The following is a 22,755-nucleotide window of genomic DNA, read 5'->3' on the forward strand; positions in this document are numbered from 1 at the left end:
CAAGCGCACAGGGCGTGCATCTGTGAAAGTGTTATGGAAAGGATGGCTTAAGTTACAAGCCATCCTGGAAGGCTACGATTTAGCAAAATCTCTTGAGTCAGACTTGTGATCAAGAGACAGCATAAATGAGCCTTTTTAATCTCTACTTTAAATTTAGCCTAAATCACCGCTAATTGCGTATTTTAAAACCCAGTTTTTTATAGGGCCTGTATTATTAGCCATTTTTAAAAACTGGCTACGTGCCCATTTAAGTGGCGCAACTTGGTTAGAAAAGCCAAAGTAACACGCGTCCATCATGCTCATCATTAATAAATTAGCCTTACGGCGAGCTCGCTCGTATTCTTTAAGCGTTAACGGGCACCCTATATCCGCTGCATTGTCTAAAACTTCAGCAAGTGCCACTACGTCCTGAAAACCTAAATTAACGCCCTGCCCTGCAAGGGGATTTATTGTATGTGCAGCGTCACCGACTAAAACTAAGCGCCCTTGTGAATAATTGTTAGCATGTTGGCGAGTAAGCGGAAATATTGCATGGGTTTGTACTTCAAAGTCTCCAGCAAGTTCAGGAAATTTATTAAGTATGTGCATTTTTAGCTCAGCTGGGTTTAGCCCTTTAAATGCTTGCAGTGTATTTGCATCATCGTACCAAATTAAATTAGCGTATGGTGCCTGCATTGGCAAAAATGCGAGTGGCCCACTTGGCGTAAACTGCTGCCATGTTTTTATTTGTTGCGGCGCATCGAGTTTAATTAATACCCCCATACAATGTTGCTGATACTGCCAGCCGGTAATTCCTATATTAGCTTTAGCACGCAGCTGCGATTGTCCGCCATCGGCGGCAATCACTAAATCAGCGGTATAGGTTTGAGCTCCATACACAAGCGTAATTAAATCATCCGTTTGCTCTATTTTAGTAATAGGTGTGGCTTGCTCAATAACCTCAATCTTATAATGATCAAATTGCTGCCATAAACTTGCTTGAATTAAACTATTTTCAATTAAGTGGCCTAAATGCGTGGTGTTTATATCGGCGCAGTCAAACAATAAATTATCACCACCGCGCTCAAATGCCTCCAATTGCTGATAAGGCGCTATGCGGTTTTGCCTTAAAAGCGGCATTGCTCCTAATTCATCAAGTAAATTTTCTGAAAAACGATTAATAGCCGACACTCTAATATCAACCTTATCACTACTAAGAATCTGTGATGGGTCTATTAGGTATTTTTCGATTATGCGTACGCCAAAGCCCTGCTGAGCAAGCTTTATCGCCATAGCCGCGCCAACCATGCCACCACCAACTACTATCACATTATTTTTAGTCATGTTTTTCATCATTTTATTATTACTTGAGTCTGTTTTGATTGTATCAAAATTAATTTGTTTTATACCAGAGGATATCCCTAACCGCTGATTAAACTCGCCTCGTATTGATTTGAGATCACAAACATGAAAACTATACTTGGATCTGGACGGGTATCCAGCTAAAATACGCCTCCTTTAAGTGAGCATGCTTGCTCCTTAATCCTGTTTCAAGCACATTTTTGTGCCACTATCGAATTGAACACGAGGCTATATTTCAATGAGCAAAAAGCTGCATATTAAAACCTGGGGTTGTCAGATGAACGAATACGACTCTCAGAAAATGGCTGAACTTTTAGATGCCACCAACGGCTACCAGCTAACTGAAGATGCAATAGATGCCGACGTAATCTTACTTAACACCTGTTCAATTCGTGAAAAAGCACAAGAAAAAGTATTTCACCAATTAGGTCGCTGGAAGTTATTAAAAGACGACAAGCCAGATTTAATCATTGGTGTAGGTGGTTGTGTTGCCTCACAAGAAGGTGACTCTATTCGCCAACGTGCGCCATTTGTAGATGTTATTTTTGGTCCGCAAACGCTACACCGTTTACCAGAAATGATTAAACAAGTGCAAGGCGACAAAGGCTCATCGGTTGTTGATATTTCATTCCCAGAGATTGAAAAATTTGACCGCCTACCAGAGCCAAAAGCAGATGGCCCATCTGCGTTTGTATCAATTATGGAAGGCTGTTCTAAGTACTGTACTTTTTGTGTTGTACCTTATACCCGCGGTGAAGAAGTTAGTCGCCCAGTAGATGACGTACTACTTGAAGTTGCACAACTTGCAGAGCAAGGCGTACGTGAAGTAAATCTTTTAGGTCAAAACGTAAACGCATATCGCGGCGATACGCACGATGGCGAAATTTGTTACTTCTCTGATTTAATTCGTCTTATTGCAGCTATTGATGGTATTGACCGTATTCGTTACACCACATCGCACCCGGTAGAATTTACCCCAGATATAATCGACGTTTACGCCGATGTACCAGAGCTTGTAGATCACTTACATTTACCAGTACAAAGTGGTTCAGACCGTATATTAAACCTAATGAAACGTGGCCATACGGCAATTGAATACAAATCGACAATCCGTAAGTTACGTAAAATTCGCCCTAACTTAAGCATGTCGTCAGATTTCATTATTGGTTTCCCAGGCGAAAGCAAAGAAGACTTTGAAGCAACCATGAAGCTTATTAGCGACATTGGTTTTGATATGAGCTTTAGCTTTATTTACAGTGCACGCCCAGGTACGCCAGCGGCAGATTTGCCAGATGACGTAACAGAGCAAGAGAAAAAAGAACGCTTATACTTATTACAAAACCGTATTACACAAATGGCGCAACAAATTAGTCGCCAAATGTTCGATACAGAGCAACGTATACTTGTTGAAGGTCCTTCTAAGAAGAACCCTATGGAATTACGTGGCCGTACCGAAAACAACCGTGTAGTAAACTTTGTTGGCCCGCACACAGTGATCGGACAGTTTGTTGATGTACGTATTACCGAAGCACTACCTAACTCTTTACGTGGTGACTTAATTCGTACAGAATCAGAAATGAACTTACGACGTGAAGTCGCTCCTTCAGCTATTTTAACTAAAGCTGCAGCTGCAGAGCCAAAACCAGACACTGTTAACGAAATTGGCGTAGCTACTTTCGTTCCTTAGTCACACAATTAGCGCCAGTTAACGCTGGCGCAGTACTATAGGAAGCAATTTTGAGTAATCAGTTAAAAACATTAGAGATTTATTTAGAACCTGCCGATAACAAACGCCTATCTTCTTTATGTGGCCCGTTTGACGAAAACATCAAACAAATTGAACGCCACCTAGCTGTTGAAATAATTCACCGTGACAACTTTTTTAAAGTAACCGGTAAACTACACAACTGCGCCGGCGCTGTAGAAATCTTAAAAAACCTTTATGTTGATACTCAGCCAGTTCGTGGTGTTTTAGGCGAAATAGAACCCGACGCCGTTCATTTAGCTATTACCGAATCAAAAGCTTTAGAGCAAGATGCATCCAGCAGCGCTTATGGCAAAGAAATGGTTATTAAAACCCGCCGTGGTGTTATTAAACCACGTAACGACAACCAAGGTGTTTATGTGGCTAATATTTTAAACCACGACATTACCTTTGGTATTGGCCCTGCAGGTACTGGTAAAACTTACCTTGCAGTTGCAGCCGCCGTCGACGCTCTTGAGCGCCAAGAAATACGCCGTATATTACTAACGCGCCCTGCTGTAGAGGCTGGCGAGAAGCTTGGCTTTTTACCTGGCGATTTAAGTCAAAAAATAGACCCATACCTGCGCCCTCTTTACGATGCTCTTTTTGAAATGTTAGGTTTTGAAAAAGTAGAAAAACTCATCGAAAAAAATATCATCGAAGTCGCACCGCTTGCTTACATGCGCGGACGTACTTTAAACGATGCCTTTATTATTTTAGATGAAAGCCAAAATACTACCGCCGAGCAGATGAAAATGTTTTTAACCCGTATAGGGTTTAACTCAAAAGCGGTGATTACAGGCGATATTACACAGGTCGATTTACCTCGTGGGACACGCTCAGGCCTTCGCCATGCAATTGAAGTACTTGATGGCGTAAACGAAATTAGCTTTAACTACTTCAAAGCCCACGACGTAGTACGTCACCCTGTTGTAGCACGCATAGTTGAAGCCTACGAGCGAAACGACGAAAGCGAGCGACTTAAGCGCATTGAAAAGCAAAATGCAAAAGACGCACTCGCTGCTCTTCAACAGCCTACTACTAAAGAGTAATACTTTGACAACCGAACTTGATTTACAAATAGCCTGTGAGTTTGACAACCTCCCAAGCGAAGAACAATTTTCACTATGGGCCGACAAAGCCCTTAGCCAATACCGTGACGAGTCCGAACTCAGTATCGTTATTAGCGACGAAGCGCAATCGCAACAACTTAATAACGACTATCGCGGTAAAAATAAACCGACCAACGTACTGTCGTTCGAATTTGAAGCACCACCAGGCATAGATATTCCTTTGGTTGGTGACTTAATTATTTGCCCAGCCATTGTATTAGCTGAAGCAATTGAGCAAGAGAAGTCATTTCATGACCACTTTGCTCACATGGTTATTCACGGATGCTTGCATTTGCTTGGATTTGACCATATAAAGAGTGAAGACGCTTTAGAGATGGAAAGCATCGAAAAGCAATTACTTGCAGAGCTAAACATAGCAGACCCATACCGGGACGATATTTAAATTAACGGAGCAATTAGACGCAATGAGCGACGGTAACTCGCAATCTAGCCAGGGTTCTTCTGGCAAAACGTGGTTGGGCAGAATAGCCCAAATGTTGCAAGGGGAACCCCAGAATAGAGAAGAGCTGGTCGAAGTTATTGCCGATGCGCAAGAACGAGACGTAATCGATCCAGAAACAAAAGAGATGATAGAAGGTGTGCTTGGCGTGTCTGAGCTTAAAGTGCGAGACATAATGGTCCCGCGCTCACAAATGATCACTCTTGAGATCGACAGCCCGCTTGAAGAACTAATTCCAATGATGGTTGACTCAACTCACTCACGTTTTCCAGTGGTGATTGAAGACAAAGATCATGTAGAAGGTTTTTTACTCGCTAAAGATTTATTGCCACTGATCTTAAATAAAGACGAGCATTTACCATCAATACGCGATTATTTACGCCCAGCAATGGTAGTACCTGAAAGCAAACGTGTTGATACATTGCTAAACGAATTCCGTCAGCAACGCTACCATATGGCTGTTGTTATTGACGAATACGGCGGCGTATCGGGCTTAGTAACGATTGAAGATATTCTTGAAATAATTGTTGGCGAAATCGAAGATGAGCACGACGAAGAAGAAGAACATCAAGATATTCGTCAACTTGCTAAACATGTCCACGTAGTGCAAGCACTCACTCCTGTAGATGACTTTAACGAGCATTTTAAAACAGGCTACAGCACAGACGAAGCCGATACTATTGGCGGAACTGTACTGCACGCATTTGGCCATATGCCAAGCCGTGGTGAAACGATTGACATAGAAGGTTACCAATTTAAAGTAACCAACGCCGACAATCGTCGTATTTTGCAACTGCAAGTCACCGTTCCTAAGGCTGATGATAACGACAGTGAAGAAACTGCTAACTAGACTTACCCTATTAGCAAAAGATAAAAAAGCATGGCTCGCACTCGTTGCGGGCCTTGTTTTAACTTTTGGCTATGCCCCTTTTGAAATTTGGCCCATCGTATTTATTAGTCTTGGCGCCATAATTTTTTGCATTAATCCCAATAATACCGGTAAAGCACACGCAAAAACCGGTGCTAAATATGGCTTTATATTTGGCCTAGGCTGGTTTGGTGCAGGTATAAGCTGGGTACATGTTTCTATTGCCACCTTTGGCGGTATGCCGCTTATAGCGTCGCTCTCGTTAATGGCTTTTTTGTGCTCATACTTAGCATTATTTCCCGCACTTGCCTTTTGGGCAACTACACGCTTTGCCAGTGGCCCTAAAAGCTTTGGCGCATTATTAATTGCCTGCTTTGCAATTAGTGAGTATTTACGTGGCACCGTACTTACCGGTTTCCCGTGGTTAAGTTTTGGCTACACACAAACCGACGGACCTTTAAGGCTGCTTGCCCCTTATATTGGCGAGTTTGGCCTAACCCTCGTGTGTATCGCGATTGGTTTTGCACTTTATCGCTTAACCCAAAAAGACTTTAAAACCCCGGTGGTTACTGCGACAGCTGTTGCGCTTATTTTTACAGGCGCAAATACCACAGGCAGCATTCATTACACAAATAAAAACATGTCAGTATTGCTCGTACAAGGCAACATACAGCAACACCTGCGCTTTGAGCCAAGTGAGTTTTGGACCACAATGAGCAAATACCAAGACATGACACGCCCACATTGGGATGCCGACTTAATAGTATGGCCAGAAGCCGCAGTTCCTGAAATAGAAATGCTTGCTGATTCCTACCTAGCCAATTTAGACAGTGCAGCCTCGTTTAATCAAACCGCCCTTGTAACCGGTATTGTTGACTACCAGCGAGACACCAAAAATATATTCAACACACTTATTGTGGTCGGTAATAAAGAACGTGGCGACGAGCATGGGCATTATCATTACCTTGATAAAAACCGCTATCAAAAACACCAGCTATTACCCATTGGCGAATTTGTGCCGTTTCAAGACTTTTTGCGCCCTATCGCCCCATTATTCGATTTGCCTATGTCATCGTTTACCCGTGGCGACAAAGTGCAAAACAACTTACGCGCCAATGGCTATAACTTACTCCCTGCTATTTGCTACGAAATTGTTTTTGCCGACTTAGTACGCGGTAATTACAAAAGCGACTCCGACCTACTCTTTACTGTAAGTAACGATGCCTGGTTTGGCGACTCTATTGGGCCTTTGCAACATATGCAAATAGCCCGCATGCGCGCGCTCGAACTACAACGCCCTCTAGTGCGTGTTACTAACAATGGTGTAAGCGCCGTATACGACCCCATAAGCCACACACAACAAACCATGCCTCAGTTTGAAGCTACCATATTGAAAGCCAACATTAAGCTCATAAAAGGCGACAGCGTGTACAGCCAATACGGAAACATATTTGTGTGGGGATTGGTGTTTTTGATGGGGCTTGTTGGGTTTGGGGTTAGGTTGAGAAAGTGAATTAAAATTAATAGCTGTCGGTGGACAGCTATTTAAAAAAGTGTTTATTGTTGGGTTTCGCTTCGCTCTACCCAACCTACGCAAATTTACTTTTTAATCTAGCCTATGCTAAAAATATAACGAGCTTCGTTCTATTTTTAATGCTTGGTGTTGCTCAATATCAGGTTTAAAAAGTTAAACTCGACTGAAATTTATAATTGGATTTTGACAGATAAACTCACCACCTTTAACGGCATACATCAATACAATATTGAGATTGAGCCTGAATGCCGACCGACTTTAACTTTATCGGTATGCGACTTTATTTCACTTACTTGCGGGAGTTTAATTAAGTATCAAATTTAAATGAGGTTAGCATACAGCATAGTAACATTTTATCGTAACCCGACTATTGGCGTCCTCGCTCCCAACTAAATAACTTTTTAGTCATAACTACTCGTTATGCTTTTTGCTTTCTATGGGGGTAGTTTACAGCAACTATCAAAACCACTTAAACTTTAGCTTTGCTGAGTGTACTCTGCTCACCTGTGGCCTCAGTAGATTACAATGAATATCAATATAGCTACTTTTATTTGGTTCTATAAAAATATCATCGCTTTTACCTAAACAATTACCAACAAACTTTCCGTTTTTATCGAATGTAGATGCTATAACACCACCTGCATATATGCTTTCATTGGTGATATTTTTTAACTCGGCAGTTATTCTTACTCGCCCATTTTCTTTAAAGATATCAGAAAGGGTAAGTTTATAATCACTATTTAAGTCGTCAGTGCCCTCCAATGCTTTATTTGATACCTGCTCTTTAAAGCCACTATCAACTTCTGCGGCTATTGTTAGCGCGTACACACTGATACCACCGAGTGTTGCTATTACAAACCCTATCCCCCAAAAAAAGCCCTTTATAGCCTCATTAAAATTATTACTCATTTAATTCCCTTTTAATTTTTCACTACTAAATTTCGTTAACAATATACCCAAAATTACTCCTTTCACTAACCTAGTATATAAATTAAGACTTATTTTTGTAATAAGCTTTTTAAACCATAGTACCAACTAAGCGCTGCCACCGTGCCATGAGTTTCTTCTTCAAAGTAACGTTGATTTATATATAAACTGTTACTCGGGTGCGCTTTTAGTTTTTTAGCAAGCTCTAAGCCCCATTTATAATTAGCCTCTCCAATTTCACCAAAAGCTGCATTATTAGCAAAAGTAAAATATACATTGCCTTTAAGCTGCTTATTTATAAGCTGTTGCTCGTCAAAATAACGATTGAGATAATTATTATCCCAAAGGTAGGTTGCATCAATAATTAAGTAATCAGTAAATAAAGAGTGATTTGTAAGTAAAACATAACTTGCGAACAAGCCGCCGAAAGATTCCCCAATTAATACCTGCTTATTTGATGTACGGTAATTTTTATTAATGAAGGGAATAAGTTCTTTTTCAAAAAAAGCGGTGTAGTTTGCGGCATTGCCAATGTTTTCAAATTTTTCGAGTAGCTTGCCGTTAAAAGTCCAATCGATATTGGTAGGGGTAAAGTCGCGCTCTCTTATCGCATTTTTACTATTAGGAACAGCGACAATAATTGCTTGTTGAATTTGTTTTTCTAGCCGCTCAGTACTGAGTGCTTCAACAAGCCCCGCTAAGGCTTTTAAATGGGTTGGGTCGCCATCAAGCAAGTAAATAACAGGATATACTAGTTCGAGGTTTTGCTTGTAGCTTGGCGGTAAATAAACACTATAACTGCGCTGCTCACCTAAAATAATAGACTTAAGCTGATGTTTTTTTGCTAACACAATATTTTCTGACGCATACGAAGCAGTAATAAAATACAGATAACTAAACGCCATTAATAAAGCTTTCATAACCATCCTTGTAATTAATAAGAGCAAACTTAACTTTTTACAGTCTCTTCTACCGTTTCAACATTTACAACTTGATTCAAGTTACCTTTAATAACCACAGTGGCTGATATTTTATCTTGAATGGCTTGTCTGTTTGGATCCCAATATATCTGTAAAAACCCTAACAAGCCTGTGGCAAAGCCTGCACCGTAGCCGCCGTAGCGACCAAAACAATCTAATAATCCTAATGGCTCACCGCTTAAGGCAACCACACGAATATTACATACCTTTTTACCCGGTGTTTGGCCGCGCCAAAGTAACGAGAACAACGTAAAGTAAACAGCAGCCCAGCCAAAACCTAAGCCCAAGTCTTGAATAATGCCTTTGCTCCACTGCAAAATACTATTTGTGCTTGTTTGTGCAGGTTTTTCTTCTATTAACTGTGCAGGCTTTATTTCGTTATTTTCACTGAGCACTAATAATTGTAAAAGTACGGTAGCAAGTTGTGGGTTTTGTAGGTCGTCCATTTCTGCTAATTTGGGAACTTGCCCAATTAAATTATCAAGCGCGTTTCGTTGACAGGGTTGCTCACAGCTGTCATCGGCTGTTTGCGCTAAATAAGTATTTAGCTGTTGTTTTTCTGTGGCGGTAAGCTGAATTTCATCTTGTATTTTTACGCCCTGAACAGCTAAACCTTGATCAGTGTTATCGTCTTCTAGGTAATCAATGCCAATTGAAAGCACAGTAAGTGCGCTTACAAATAAAATACTTGCTGCCGTTATTTTTAAGATTCTTCGCCACACATTCGACATTTTTGGAAGGTATTGCTGTGCTGTACCTTTATAAAAAGCCATTGCAGCAACAAATGCTATTAAAGCAGCGCTAAGTTTGGCTGCTAAAAATATCAGTGCAACATCAATAATAATCGCTAGTGCACGCTGAATAGGTGTAGCTAAAGGCAAGCCCAGTAAAGCGCTGTCAATTTTAAAAGCGTAGGGTGTAATAACTTCTCGGGTTTCAGAATTTGATAATTCTAATTGTTCTATTTCTGTGGCTTTCATTTATTTTCTTGTTATTAAAATAGGTAACCCGGTTAACTTACGCGTTTTTTATTTTTTGCTCAAGGTAAAGCTATTAGAATCAATGCACAAAAAAGGGCTGCATAAAATGCAGCCCTTCATGTTTTTACTCAATGTTTATTACTTACTAGCAATTATACCGTTGGATAATCGGTATAGCCTTGTTCTGCGCCACCAAATAAGGTGTCGGGGTTGTGGCTGTTAAGAGGCTTGCCTTGCTTTAAGCGTGCTGGTAAGTCTGGGTTTGATACAAACGGGCGACCAAAGCCAATCATGTCGGCCCAGCCTTCGCTAAGTGCTTCGTCTGCGCGCTCTTTGGTGTACTTACCTGCGTAAATTAATACACCACTGTAGGCTTTGCGAATCGATTTTTTAAATTCAACACTCATTAAAGGTGCGTCATCCCAATCGGCTTCGGCTATATGCATGTAACCTACACCGGCTTTATTTAATGCCTCAGAAACCGCTAAGTAAGTTTCCTCAGGGTTTTCGTCTACTGTGCCATTAAGGGTTGTTAACGGGGCTAGTCTTACGCCTACTTTGCTGCTACCAATTTCGTCGCTAACAGCATGTACCACTTCAATTAAAAAGCGTATGCGGTTTTGCACACTGCCACCATATTCATCGGTGCGAGCATTTGACTCTGAGTCTAAAAATTGATTAATAAGGTAACCATTTGCAGCATGAAGCTCTATGCCATCAAACCCTGCATTAACTGCATTTTTAGCTGCTTGGCGAAATTCGCCTATGACATGCGTAATATCTTGTTTGCTCATTTCGCGTGGGAGTTGGGTGTCTACAAACCCCGGTGCGCCGTTTGTATCTACAAATACTTTTACGTCTTTTGCGGCAATGCCCGAGGCTGAAATAGGCTGCACGCCACCAGTGTTGTCACTGTGGGTAACACGGCCAACATGCCAAAGCTGAGCAAACATCACTCCACCAGCGCTATGTACTGCGCTTGTTACTTTACTCCAGCCTGCAACTTGCTCATTTGAATAAATACCCGGAGTCCAAGCGTAACCTTTACCAAGCTCACTAATTTGTGTGCCTTCGCTTACAATTAGTCCGGCACTTGCGCGCTGTGCGTAATATGTTGCCATTAAGTCGTTAGCTATATCGCCAGGCTGTGTTGAACGCGAGCGAGTCATTGGGGGCATAACAATACGGTTTTTTAATGTTTTACCTGCAAGTTCTATTGGTTCAAAAAGTAATGTCATAATGCCTCCTAAGTTTGATTGCGCTCATAATAACGTAACCAAGCACATGCAAAAACAACAAAAACTGCAAAATAGTTTTGTTGTATCTGCAATAAAGCCACAAAGTAAAACACATTAACTTTAGGTGAACTAAATGTATTTTATTGACTCTTAACAGCACTATTAAGTTGAGGGTTTGATGTGAATAAAGGGAATGCATGGCCGTGGGTTATCTCGTTGTGTATACACGCTATTGTGTTGTACTTTTTGTTTTCGCAATCTATTAAAGTTGCGCCGCCAAAGGAGGAAAAAAACGCAATAATACAGGCCTATGTTACGGTTAATTTAGCAAGCCTACCTAAGCTAAGCTCAGTTGTTACAACAACCAATGCGCCTGATATAAAAACTGTAAACACTAAAACTGATGCACCAAATTCAGCGACCTCTAACACTACACCTATAAAAAAAGATTCTACAAAAGCCAAAGTAAGGGCAACTAAAAAAACGCAAGCCAAAACCATCACGTTACCAAAGGCACAAACAGAGCTTAAAAAAGCCTCTGTAAAACCTGTTGGACCCCTGGTAGCCGCGCCTTCAGAGTCTATAACAAAAGCCTCTCAAACATTTAAAAAGCTAAATCCATACGCGCCGCTATTTGGCACTCCTGTAAATAATATGACTCATAAAAAAATGGTCTCCTTTGGTGAAGATAAAAGCTCTGGAAATGAAGAAATAAACAATAAGCCCACAATTAAAACACCAGTAAAATCTGATAATTCAGAAGTTATTAGCCAAAATACAACAGGCACACGACGATTAGAAAAATTTAATGGTAAATGCTATTTAATTGATACTTCCACCGTATTTGGTAGCAATGGTATGCCTCAAGGTAGCGGTAAACCCTGCCCTGAGGATAAAACTGATAAAGAAATTATATTTGAAAAAATCATGAAAAAATGGAGCCGTAAAAATAATTAGCTTTAAATAAGTGAACAGATAATATGTTTATCCGTATTGATAAGCTTAAAGTAATTAGGAGTAAGCCATGATCACCAAACAACTATCCTCACTTTTTGTATTTAATTTATTAGTTGTAAGTGCACAAGCGAATGCAAACCAGCGCTGGTACGTTATTAACGACTCAGTAATGGGCGGTGTATCTAATAGCCAAGTAACACAAACTCAAGAAAGTTTGCTTTTTACAGGCAATGTTTCGCTTGATAATAACGGCGGTTTTGCATCAATACGTACAGAGCTAAATACACAAAGCCAAAATACTAAAGCTATAGCGCTGCGTGTTAAAGGTGATGGACAAACCTATCAGCTTAGGCTCAGAACTACCAATTACCTTAATGGCGCAGCGTACACTCACTCATTTAAAACAGTAAAAAATGAATGGGTAGATATAAAACAGCTAGGCTTTATGATTGCAGGCAAGCAAGAAGGTAAATTTAAACTTGAAGTGGGTAAAATTGAGTTTAAAAGCTAGCTTCTCTTATATTTAGCTTTAAGCTAAAAACTTTTCAAGCTCAACACCTTCAAACGCTTTAGGACGACGGCCACGGCCAGTCCATTCAATAGTCTCACCATTAAGTTCCATACGGTACTTAGGCTTAACTTTGGTGCGCTTGTCTGATGCTCCATCTTGTAAATCTTCTAGCGTAAGTCCTTTTTCTTTTAAAAGATCCAAAACTTCCTGTTTCGCTTTTTGCTGCTGGGTATATTTTGAAATTGCATCATTGATAAGCTGTTGAGCTTTTTCAAGCTCTGTTAATGATGCTGTTTTAATAAAAGATCGGACTTCTTTCATTTGTATCTCACTAAATAAGTAAATCAAGTTTGATAGTATTGTAATTTAATACGTTAGAACAAACCAAGTAATACTTTAAATTACTATGTTATATTAAATTTAAGTCAAATATTACAAATCAACTGGCCTCATAGCCTGTGTTAATGTTGGATCAGAAAACTGCCACTGCATATCTCTTATAAATCTTTCAATTTCAGTTGGATCGACAATAAATCCGCAATTGGAATCTTGATTTCGGCAACCCATTCCAACTACATTTGAACCCGTAGGTTTGCCTGGAGCAGGTATATATCTCAGTGCAGCTAGTAATTCATCGAACATGTCGTTTAACGATTCTGATTTAACTTCAATCCTCTCAATTGATAAGTTAGGATCTGTTTGTGGCAATTTTATACCTAAAGAGATCAAACGAAGATTAGACTCTTCTACAAAATATGCTGACTTTTTATAATACTCAACAGCTTTTTCTTGGTTATTTTCCTCTAATTCATAATACTTTGCTAAAACAAACTGAGCTTTATGATAATCATCATTGGACGCAGCCTCTAAATAAGTCTTACCTTTTTTATAATCTTTATCAATTAGCTTACCATCAATATAAAATAGACCTAAAAAGTAATTTGCTGCAGTAACGTCATTTTTAGCAGCCCACTCTAACCAATTAATTCCTTTTTTAACTTCAACATTTCCACCTTCACCATTTAAATACATTAACCCTAGTTTAAATTGGGCTGTGGGACTTCCATATTTCGCACTATTCAAAAAATAACGTCGTGCCTTACTATGATTTTTTTCTATACCATACCCTTTGTAATAAAATGTCCCTAATACCTCCGTCGCCTGTGGAATATCTTTGCGCGCATATTTTTTAAAATCTTTAAAACGTTGCTTACATACTTTTGTATCGCACTCAGTAATTTCTTCTGAACGGCCATTTTGACTAAACAGTAATACACTGAAAATGAGCAGTAACTTTACTATCGCTTTCATATTTCCCTCTTTATAAGAATTATATCCATTAATCAGTCTTAAACTCTATAAAATACTAAGTTTAAATTATATACAACATTTAATATAATCAATAATTAAGGTATTTCCAACTTTAATTAAAAATAAAAAGTTAAATACAGAAGCTTTGAGAGCTCTTGAATAGCTCCTTGGCTATGTGAGAGGCGAATTACTTTGAGAAATTCAGGTTTTTTAATGCAAACTTCTAGCTCACTCAAAATTATTAATAACATCAAACCTATTAAGTAGAAAAACTCGTAGACTTGCTTCCTTTATCGCTCACCTAAGAAACTTATAAAATGACCAGGGTTGTTACTTTAAGGTAAAGAAGGCTGACATTAGAATCAACAGTTTGATTTTTGATCTGCATAGTTATTGATAATGACAAAAAGCTGATAATAAATCTCATTTATAAATTCCACTTAAAGAATATTCTATATAAAGTTATTAACGCATTAGCATAAGTGATAAATCAATTCAACTTACATTGAGCCAGTTAACCAAGGCTTCCTTATATACTTATTGCTAGGTTAGTTAATCGAAAAGAAAATCATAAGTATACTGACCTTGATGACAGAGCCAATGCGTTACCTATCAGCCGAATATTAGCAACTTATATAATAATTGGTCATCAAGAAAAAGCATTATATGCTTGATAATCTATTAATATTAAGAAGTTTTTTACATACAGATAATGGGGTGCACAACACACTTAAGGGAGATTTCTTACGGTACCAACTGAGTTTTATTAGTCGTTTATTTAAAATAATAAGGTTAGTATATTCCTTAGTAGCGGCAATAATACCTAGTTATTTTATGCGACCACAGAAAGCTTACTTTTACGGCTTTTAGGAGAGGAAGTTTCGTCAGAATCAGCCAAGCCCTGAAAGCAATGGTATACCAGAAACAAAAATGCCGCTCACCTTAAGTGAACGGCATTACTAAATAAATTCTGCATTTGGTTACTGCTATCAGAATTTTATAGTATAGCTAACTCTATAGTCACGACCGTAGTTGTTGTACAACTCAGGGTTTGTATATTCACCCTTAGAATTTAGAACTGGATCTTCATCTGTTAGGTTATTAACAGCAAGACTGATCGAGCCTAAATCACCTGCATCATAGGTATAGTTAAGATTATGAACCAACCAGCTATCTAAGCGACCAGTCTGAATTAATACACCATCTTCATTTGGAATTTCATTTTCAGATGTTGATGCTGTGTAAGACATATTCCATGCAACACTGTGCTCATCTAATGACCAACTTATCGTTGTATTCGATTTATAATCCGGCTGGCCACTCCAATCCGCTGTATTATAGACCCTACCTCCAACTTCTTCCTCATAAGAAAAGGTAAAGCTGTTGACAGAGTTAAAGCGGAACATACCTACATTAGTATCAATATTACCATACAGAGTTAAATCTAGACCTTCAATTTCGAAACCATTACCATTGAAATATCCCGTACCAGCTTCTAGTAAGCGACCATTTTCAGCACGGATTAGATAAAAGGTCTCATTAGATGTATCTGACCCAGGTAAGAACGAAGAAATTAAGCCTGCCGACTCATCTGATAATAAACTTTGAACGGTTTTAGTTTGTATTACGTCATCGATTGATAAATTAAAGTAATCTACTTTAACGCCAAAGTTTTCAACAATATCCCAAGCAACTCCAAAGTTTAAGTATTCTGAAGTTTCTGCGCCTAAATCAGGATTAGATTTATAATATGTATCAACTTGCTGATCTGATGTACTTCCTTGAGCAAAATCTGTTGCATCCTCAGCGCTAAATGTTGTTGCAGCATTTAATTCATCTAAACCTGGAGCACGGAATGCCTCAGAATATGAAGCGCGAACAACAACAGTATCCGTTGCCTGCCAACGAATTGAAGCTTTTGGTGCTAAATTATCGCCAAAATCTGAATAGTCATCATACCTAACAGCTAAATTTACTTCAACTGAATCTGAAACCGGTAGAGCCGCTTCGTAGAAAAAGGCTGTTATATCACGCTCCCCTCTAGCACTATTACCGGCTGAACCACCGATTAGTCCTGCCTCAGATTGACCATCATAAATGTCGGCATAAGTTTGCTCTAAATACTCAGCTCCAAAATAATGTGCTACATCGCCACCTGGTAATTCAAATAAATCAAAGCCAAAACCTGCGTTAATTTGATTAAATGTTGATGATGAATTTTGTAAAGTGGTAGCTTTCATATTAGCTACACCAACGTCTGATGTAAGAGGAATACCATTCGCTTCGTTATGTGCAAGCCCACCATAACTCAGGTAATAGGTGCCAACCGATTTGTTATCAGCTTTATTTGTATGAAAATAAATATCCCAAGTAGCATTGTTCCAATCTAAATCTCCGCGTAAACCAGTTAAATAATCTTGGCTATAATCATCTACATTACCATCACGCGTACCTAAATCAGCCCAGCGCCATAAACCTAATGCTCCATCTTCGCCATAAGGATTTACTGGGTTATCAGCACTCAATGATGCCCATTGTGCAGCAGCCGGTGCGTAACGGCCGAATGAACTATTTTGTACAAACATTGCACGTCCGTACCACTCAACTGAATCACTTAACTCATAATTTGAGTCTATGTAAACTGTATTACGATCAATAGAAGCTTTATTATAAGATACATTAGCGTGCGCATACATGCAGTAATTAGAGCCTGGTGCATAATCAGTATCTGCTGCTATTTCTTTAAACGCATCGTCACCATATTTTGCAGCTTGATCTGCACAAATTGGAGATGCTTGTGCCTCAGAATAATCAGGTGATAAAACTGTTGCGCCATACCAAGACCAGCCTACAGTTTCATCATATGCTTGAATAGTACCATCACCATCACGGTCGATTAGTTGTGGTGCTGTATAAGATCTGTCGCGATCAGCAATCCCCTCTCTTTTTTGATGATCGAATGCAATTGTTACATTACCTTTATCGGTAGAGTACCCTGCCGTTACAGAAAAGCCTGTATTGGTAGTACCTTCATCTTGCTCGCGATGACCGGCTTCAGCTTGAAATTGTAAACCCTCATAATTCTTTTTCATTATGATGTTTACTACACCAGCCATTGCATCTGAACCATAAGTAGATGATGCACCATCGGTTAATATTTCGATACGCTCAACAGCAGCCATTGGAATAGAATTCAAATTTGCAGATTGACCACCTAATGTAGGTGAACCAGGCATGCGTTTGCCGTCCAGCAGAACAAGAGTTCGGTTCGAGCCAGCTCCACGTAAATTGATAGTAGCTTGAGATTGAGCTGAACTACCCGAGCGCTCAGAGAATGAGCCAAAAGAGTTAAAACTACTTCCTCGTAATGCATCAGCAACAGTAAAATTACCCTCAACCTTCATATCCGCTGAAGTAATTATATTTACAGGTGATGCACCTTCAAGATCAGTTCGCTTGATACGAGAGCCTGTTACTTCAATACGCTCTACTTTATCCACTCCCGTCTCGGCAGCAAATGAACTTGCAGAAAAAGCTGCTGTTGAAGCAGCACCAAAAGCGATCGCCAAGCGAACAGCATTTGAAACTTTATTGTTTAACATTTAATTTTCCCTAGAATACTATTTTAATTGTTTTATTTTCAAAACGGTCTGTAATTAATCACAATACCTATTTCGATTTGAATAGTAGTCCCAACTTATGCAAAAGGTCAACACTTAGCTAACCAAATAAACCCCTTTATTTACAACGCTTACAACGCTCTAACGCAACAAAAAACAAACATGATGTTATTTTTGCATTATTGCAAAACATTAACTTTTGTTTTTTTTGCAAAATTAAATCTTAATAATCATCTTAAGTAAATTACTAATTTTCTTTTAGGGATGAGAAATATAGATATAAAAGTAGCAAAAAATGATGAGATAGAAGCGAACCGGAAGCACGCACAGATATCCCGATAAAAAATGCTTAGGCACAGTTTTAGGGAACAGTAGTATAAATATGCAACATACATTGTCCCTTATTCAAAGCAACATAGGAGATATGCTATCGTTATGACTGGAGCAATGTGACGCAAATAATGACTTTTATAACTCAACGATATTAAAACACTGCCCTGATTCGTTGGACTATAGAGTAAATTTGAAGTTTGCTTTCAACAACACAATTTAATAAAGCTTTGTTTAAAGAATACGAAGACGGCTGCGACTCTATCAGTTGAAGTGACAGCCTCATTAGATATGCCCCAAGATAATTATAGATGGGGAGATTTTATTGCTTTTTAACAGGTAGGGATATTAATATTAGAATAGGCTAATAAGACTTAATTTTAGCGTTTATAGCCCCTGTAAAGTGTGCCTATATACTCTTTATTTGAATCAACAAGAACTTCTTTATACACATCCCCTCTTGAAGCTAACAGTTGTTTAAGCTGCTGGGCATTCAAAGCGGCTTGCTTTAAATCAGTTAACCTATAAATCAGCCCTTCTAACTCTTGAGAAAATAGGTAATAAGCTTTCTCGAGATCTATCTTTCTATTCTTTAAAATAAAATGATAAAAATCAGTGTACCTGGTACCTTTTATTGCAAGTGGGTGTATCTTTTTTTCTAACTCCACATATTCATTAATAATAGAAATATTGCTATTAATCAGATCTTTATCCTCTTTTTTTAGTGCGCTTATTAGTTGTTTTAAAGGAACTAATAATTCACTCTGCACCCGAATTGCAGACTCTAATATTAGTACATTTGGCTTCACTATATCCGAATCCATTTCGTGACACACAATTTGATATAGACCTCCTTTCTTTAATACCCTAAAAAGCTCTGGGATACTTCTCGCTAACTCGCTATATTCGATAGCAAACTGTGTTACTATCGCATCAAATTCTGCTGTTTCAAAAGGCAAGACTTCAGCGCTTACATTAGATAAAATATTTAATGACTCTATACCGGCTACTTTTTCATTAACAATAGCTTTATCTACACCTATGACATTAAATTGAACGCTACTATTCTCTTGAATTAATCGAATAAGAGCACCATTCCCTGTACCAATATCAAGTACTTTGTCATTAAAATTTAACTTTTCAGCAAACTCCAACCAACAAGACTTTAATTTACCCGTATAATTACTCTCTATATCTTGTCCAAATGAGGTTAGATAGCCTTGAGCCCAATAATCACTCCAATAGTTTTTCATCATTATTTTGTCCTGTTCTGAGATAAGTTGAAGATTTTAATAGAGAGCCAGTGGCTCAAGTGCCGAGCTTTTTATGCACTTAATTTGATATTTTATTTCTAATAATTAAGTACAGTCTCATTTTATTGTATATAAATATTGGCTGCTAAACGAGTATTATTATACTTTTTAATGAGTTACATTTATTCAATAAAATTTAGCTTAAACCTCCTAACCATTCTCTATGCTATGCCAATACAACTGATATAAATTGTAACTAATGAGTAGCACAGCAAACAGATTCTGAGTTGTTATTTCCAGAGTCGTGCATTACTAGAGAAATCTGTTTCATATTTCTTCTTATATTTGCACCACACTCTTTATCAATTACAGAAAGCATTTTATTATGAATGAGATTTTTCATTTTCTTTTCGAGTTGGCGTTTGTAGTGGTACAGTGAGAGGTGTAAAATCTTCGTGCGAGGATTTGGACATATTAGCTTCAAGCAACCCAGTCTATTTCAGATAAAATATACAGTATTAATCATAGGCACTCTTATACTTAGGGCTTGTTATGGTAACGATGCCTTCACTTTATCTACTTCTGCTAATTTAAAGTTCTGGATATAGTCTTATTTTAGGTATGTAGTACGCGAAGTTTTTAAGTTTTTCATTTAAAAATCCTGATGCATAAACAGACATTAATACGAAGCATTTTTATAAAAAAAGGGCTGAATAAATTCAGCCCTTTTTTATTAAAAAATTAACAAGTTAAAAGTTAATTGTATAGTTGATACGGTAATCGCGACCATAGTTGTTATATAAATCAGCGTTATCGTAAGCGCCTGTAGATGTAAGTACAGGATCTTCGTCTGTTAAGTTGCTTACTGATAAGCGAACTGTACCATAAACACCTGCGTTATAGCTGTACGTAAGGTTATGAATCAACCAATCTTCAAGTTCACCATCTTGCTCTAAAATACCATCTTCATTTGGTGCTTCATTCTCAGAAGTAGATGACGTGTAGTTCATGTTCCAAGCTACACTATGGTCGTCAAGCGCCCAAGTTAATGTAGTATTAGATTTGAAGTCAGGTTGACCACTCCAACCAGCAGTATTATAAACTCTACCGCCACGCTCTTCATCGTAAGATAATACAAAACTATTTACAGTGTTCATGCGGAACTCACCAACACTAGTATCGATATGACCGTAAAGAGTTAAATCTAAACCTTCAATCTCAAAACCATTGCCGTTGAAGTAACCAGTACCAGCTTCTAATAAACGACCAGTTTCTGAACGTATTAAGTAAAAAGTTTCATTACTTACATCAGAACCAGGTGCGAAAGCAGTTATTCTGCCAGCCGCTTCATCCGATAGAAGACCTTGAACAGTTTTAGTTTGAATAACGTCATCAATTGATAAATTAAAGTAATCAGCTTTAACACCGAAGTTCTCAATCACATCCCAAGCTATACCTAAGTTAGTGTATTCTGATGTTTCAGGACCTAACTCTGTATTTGATTTGTAGTATGTATCAATTTGCTTAGACGATGTATCACCTTGAGAGTAATCAATCGCTGATTCAGCACTAAAAGTAGTAGCGGCATTTAATTGGTCAAGACCTGGTGCGCGGAAAGCTTCAGAGTAAGAAGCACGTACTACAACAGTATCCGTTGCCTGCCAACGAGCAGATATCTTAGGAGCAACATTATCACCAAAGTCAGAGTAGTCATCGTAACGTACGGCAATGTTAACTTCTAGAGAATCTACTACTGGCATTGCAACTTCATAAAAGAAAGCGGTAATGTCACGATCACCAAGCGCAGAGTTACCTGCAGAGCCGCCTATTAAACCAGCTTCTGACTGACCATCGTAAATATCAGCATACGTTTGCTCTAAAAATTCAGCACCAAAATAATGCGCTACCGTACCGCCTGGTAATTCAAACAAATCAAATCCGATGCCGGCATTGTATTGATTGAAAGTAGAAGATGAGCTTTGTAGAGTTGTTGCTTTCATATTTGCAACACCTTCATCAGAACCTAAATCAATTCCATTTGCTTGGTTGTAAGCTAAGCCACCGTAGCTAAGGTAATAAGTACCTACAGATTTGTTATCAGCTTTATTGGTATGGTAATAAACATCCCAAGATGCATTATTCCACTCTAAATCACCGCGTAAACCCATTAGGTAGTCTTGGCTGTAATCATCAACGTTACCATCGCGATTACCAATACCTGCCCAACGCCAGTAACCAGTTGTTTCTTCATCATAAGGGTTTGCTTCATTGTCTGCAGCTAAATTATTCCATGCTGCGGCAGGTGGAGCATAACGACCAAATGAGCTATTTTGAACAAACATAGCACGGCCATACCATTCTATATCGTCATTCAATTCATAATTTGCATCTAAATAAACAGTATTACGGTCGATAGAAGCTTTATTATAAGATACATTTGCGAAAGCAAACATACAGTAAGTAGAGCCTTCACTGCCCCAGTCATTGTCAGCTGCAAACTTACGGAAAGTATCCTCACCGTACTCTGCTGTTAAGTCGTCACATATTGGTGATGCTTGAGCCTCTGAAAAATCAGGTGAAGCTACAGTCGCACCGTAGATAGACCAACCTTTAGTCTCTTCGTATGCCTGAATTACGCCATCACCATCAAGATCTGTTGCTGAAGCTTTAGTATAATCACGATCACCATCAGATATACCTTCGCGTCTCTGGTGGTCAAAAGCAAATGTTACATTACCTTTATCTGTAGAGTAACCAGCGGTTACCGAGAAACTAGCTGAAGTTGTACCTTCATCTTGATCACGGTGTCCTGCTTCGCCTTGGAACTGAAGACCTTCATAGTTTTTCTTCATGATGATGTTAACAACACCAGCCATTGCATCAGAACCATAAGTTGAAGATGCGCCATCAGTTAAAATTTCGATGCGTTCAACAGCAGCCATTGGGATTGAGTTCAAATTTGCTGATTGACCACCAAGTGTTGGTGAACCCGGCATGCGCTTACCATCTAATAAAACTAACGTTCTGCTAGAACCAGCACCACGTAAGTTAATAGTAGCTTGAGATTGTGCAGAGCTACCTGAACGCTCTGAAAATGAACCGAATGAGTTAAAACTGCTGCCTCGAAGTGCATCAGCCACAGTGAAGTTACCTTCAATCTGCATATCTTCTGCTGTAATAATGTTTACTGGCGAAGCACCTTCTAAATCTGTACGTTTAATACGTGAACCAGTAACTTCAATTCGTTCTACTTTTTCTACGCTATCTTCTTCTGCAGCAAACGAGCTTGCCGAAAATGCAGCAGTAGATACTGCACCAAATGCAATCGCTAAGCGAACTGCCTTTGAAACTTGATTATTTAACATTTGATTCTCCCTGGTGTTACAACTTTATAGAAGCAACTATTATTTAATTATTTTTTATTGCCACATGCCATTAACAGCGACCAAACAAATAGTAAACAAAAAAAACTAAAAAGCCAACCTTTGTTAATCAAACATTAACCGCAAAGAGGTTTTTTATGATATTTTTAGTGAAATAGGGGGTATCGTACGATTTACAAGCATAAAAGTGGATTGTTTAATCAAAG

Annotated in this window: 17 protein-coding genes; 7 read left to right on the top strand and 10 right to left on the bottom strand. The window is 38.7% G+C overall.

Annotation, left to right across the window (positions count from 1 at the left end; all coding sequences use genetic code 11):
• Positions 1-153 precede the first annotated feature (153 nt).
• Entirely contained in the window at positions 154-1,335 is a 1,182-nt protein-coding gene (locus I6F10_RS07730; RefSeq protein ID WP_197098691.1) for an FAD-dependent monooxygenase, read from the bottom strand.
• A 244-nt stretch (positions 1,336-1,579) separates the two neighbouring features.
• On the opposite strand from I6F10_RS07730, the gene miaB reads away from it, so the two are divergent.
• Genes miaB through lnt form a run of 5 tightly spaced genes read left to right on the top strand, consistent with a single transcriptional unit; the run spans position 1,580 to position 7,038 of the window.
• Positions 1,580-3,028 (top strand): tRNA (N6-isopentenyl adenosine(37)-C2)-methylthiotransferase MiaB, encoded by a 1,449-nt coding sequence (gene miaB, locus I6F10_RS07735; protein WP_197098692.1) that lies wholly within the window; start codon positions 1,580-1,582, stop codon positions 3,026-3,028.
• A 50-nt stretch (positions 3,029-3,078) separates the two neighbouring features.
• The gene (locus I6F10_RS07740) at positions 3,079-4,137 is read left to right on the top strand and encodes a PhoH family protein (RefSeq protein WP_002958543.1); all 1,059 of its coding nucleotides are present in this window, start codon (positions 3,079-3,081) and stop codon (positions 4,135-4,137) included.
• Positions 4,138-4,141: 4 nt separating this feature from the next.
• Entirely contained in the window at positions 4,142-4,600 is a 459-nt protein-coding gene (ybeY, locus tag I6F10_RS07745) for an rRNA maturation RNase YbeY (protein WP_197098693.1), read from the top strand.
• Between the two features lie 22 nt (positions 4,601-4,622).
• On the top strand, positions 4,623-5,507 hold the full coding sequence (gene corC / locus I6F10_RS07750; protein WP_002958541.1) for a CNNM family magnesium/cobalt transport protein CorC: 885 nt from the start codon (positions 4,623-4,625) through the stop codon (positions 5,505-5,507).
• Positions 5,488-7,038, top strand: a complete 1,551-nt coding sequence (gene lnt / locus I6F10_RS07755) for an apolipoprotein N-acyltransferase (RefSeq protein WP_197098694.1) — start codon at positions 5,488-5,490, stop codon at positions 7,036-7,038. Before corC ends, lnt begins: the two co-directional genes overlap by 20 nt.
• 480 nt (positions 7,039-7,518) lie before the next feature.
• On the opposite strand, the gene I6F10_RS07760 is transcribed toward lnt, so the two are convergent.
• The 4 genes from I6F10_RS07760 to I6F10_RS07775 form a co-directional block, all read right to left on the bottom strand.
• On the bottom strand, positions 7,519-7,968 hold the full coding sequence (locus I6F10_RS07760; protein ID WP_039489341.1) for a hypothetical protein: 450 nt from the start codon (positions 7,966-7,968) through the stop codon (positions 7,519-7,521).
• 89 nt (positions 7,969-8,057) lie between these two features.
• On the bottom strand, positions 8,058-8,906 hold the full coding sequence (locus I6F10_RS07765) for an alpha/beta hydrolase (protein ID WP_197098695.1): 849 nt from the start codon (positions 8,904-8,906) through the stop codon (positions 8,058-8,060).
• Between the two features lie 29 nt (positions 8,907-8,935).
• Positions 8,936-9,946 carry an RDD family protein gene (locus I6F10_RS07770; RefSeq protein WP_197098696.1) on the bottom strand — a complete coding sequence of 337 codons (1,011 nt, stop codon included), beginning with the start codon at positions 9,944-9,946 and terminating at the stop codon, positions 8,936-8,938.
• 152 nt (positions 9,947-10,098) lie between these two features.
• The gene (locus I6F10_RS07775) at positions 10,099-11,184 is read right to left on the bottom strand and encodes an alkene reductase (RefSeq protein WP_197098697.1); all 1,086 of its coding nucleotides are present in this window, start codon (positions 11,182-11,184) and stop codon (positions 10,099-10,101) included.
• A 180-nt stretch (positions 11,185-11,364) separates the two neighbouring features.
• Between I6F10_RS07775 and I6F10_RS07780 the strand changes: the two genes are divergently transcribed.
• Positions 11,365-12,141 (top strand): hypothetical protein, encoded by a 777-nt coding sequence (locus tag I6F10_RS07780; protein WP_165743016.1) that lies wholly within the window; start codon positions 11,365-11,367, stop codon positions 12,139-12,141.
• Positions 12,142-12,208: 67 nt separating this feature from the next.
• A complete protein-coding gene (locus I6F10_RS07785) occupies positions 12,209-12,652 on the top strand; it encodes a CIA30 family protein (RefSeq protein WP_197098698.1) in 444 nt (147 codons plus the stop codon).
• A gap of 18 nt (positions 12,653-12,670) precedes the next feature.
• On the opposite strand, the gene I6F10_RS07790 is transcribed toward I6F10_RS07785, so the two are convergent.
• From I6F10_RS07790 to I6F10_RS07810, 5 genes are all read right to left on the bottom strand, one after another.
• Entirely contained in the window at positions 12,671-12,973 is a 303-nt protein-coding gene (locus tag I6F10_RS07790) for an H-NS histone family protein (RefSeq protein ID WP_002958250.1), read from the bottom strand.
• A 111-nt stretch (positions 12,974-13,084) separates the two neighbouring features.
• Positions 13,085-13,963 carry a tetratricopeptide repeat protein gene (locus I6F10_RS07795; RefSeq protein WP_165743014.1) on the bottom strand — a complete coding sequence of 293 codons (879 nt, stop codon included), beginning with the start codon at positions 13,961-13,963 and terminating at the stop codon, positions 13,085-13,087.
• A gap of 989 nt (positions 13,964-14,952) precedes the next feature.
• Positions 14,953-17,565 (bottom strand): TonB-dependent receptor, encoded by a 2,613-nt coding sequence (locus I6F10_RS07800; protein WP_165743013.1) that lies wholly within the window; start codon positions 17,563-17,565, stop codon positions 14,953-14,955.
• Between the two features lie 728 nt (positions 17,566-18,293).
• Positions 18,294-19,169, bottom strand: a complete 876-nt coding sequence (locus tag I6F10_RS07805; RefSeq protein WP_165743012.1) for a class I SAM-dependent methyltransferase — start codon at positions 19,167-19,169, stop codon at positions 18,294-18,296.
• A gap of 746 nt (positions 19,170-19,915) precedes the next feature.
• Positions 19,916-22,531 (bottom strand): TonB-dependent receptor domain-containing protein, encoded by a 2,616-nt coding sequence (locus tag I6F10_RS07810; protein WP_121954055.1) that lies wholly within the window; start codon positions 22,529-22,531, stop codon positions 19,916-19,918.
• Between the last annotated feature and the right edge of the window lie 224 nt (positions 22,532-22,755).

Origin of the sequence: Pseudoalteromonas sp. SWYJZ98 (assembly GCF_015864495.1) — a bacterium.
GTDB lineage: Bacteria > Pseudomonadota > Gammaproteobacteria > Enterobacterales > Alteromonadaceae > Pseudoalteromonas > Pseudoalteromonas distincta.

Bases quoted from the DNA above. Each gene is read 5' to 3' on its own strand.
- I6F10_RS07730 (WP_197098691.1), bottom strand. From the start codon at position 1,335: ATGATGAAAAACATGACTAAAAATAATGTGATAGTAGTTGGTGGTGGC.
- miaB (WP_197098692.1), top strand. From the start codon at position 1,580: ATGAGCAAAAAGCTGCATATTAAAACCTGGGGTTGTCAGATGAACGAA.
- corC (WP_002958541.1), top strand. From the start codon at position 4,623: ATGAGCGACGGTAACTCGCAATCTAGCCAGGGTTCTTCTGGCAAAACG.
- I6F10_RS07760 (WP_039489341.1), bottom strand. From the start codon at position 7,968: ATGAGTAATAATTTTAATGAGGCTATAAAGGGCTTTTTTTGGGGGATA.
- I6F10_RS07765 (WP_197098695.1), bottom strand. From the start codon at position 8,906: ATGAAAGCTTTATTAATGGCGTTTAGTTATCTGTATTTTATTACTGCT.
- I6F10_RS07770 (WP_197098696.1), bottom strand. From the start codon at position 9,946: ATGAAAGCCACAGAAATAGAACAATTAGAATTATCAAATTCTGAAACC.
- I6F10_RS07775 (WP_197098697.1), bottom strand. From the start codon at position 11,184: ATGACATTACTTTTTGAACCAATAGAACTTGCAGGTAAAACATTAAAA.
- I6F10_RS07785 (WP_197098698.1), top strand. From the start codon at position 12,209: ATGATCACCAAACAACTATCCTCACTTTTTGTATTTAATTTATTAGTT.
- I6F10_RS07790 (WP_002958250.1), bottom strand. From the start codon at position 12,973: ATGAAAGAAGTCCGATCTTTTATTAAAACAGCATCATTAACAGAGCTT.
- I6F10_RS07795 (WP_165743014.1), bottom strand. From the start codon at position 13,963: ATGAAAGCGATAGTAAAGTTACTGCTCATTTTCAGTGTATTACTGTTT.
- I6F10_RS07800 (WP_165743013.1), bottom strand. From the start codon at position 17,565: ATGTTAAACAATAAAGTTTCAAATGCTGTTCGCTTGGCGATCGCTTTT.
- I6F10_RS07805 (WP_165743012.1), bottom strand. From the start codon at position 19,169: ATGATGAAAAACTATTGGAGTGATTATTGGGCTCAAGGCTATCTAACC.
- I6F10_RS07810 (WP_121954055.1), bottom strand. From the start codon at position 22,531: ATGTTAAATAATCAAGTTTCAAAGGCAGTTCGCTTAGCGATTGCATTT.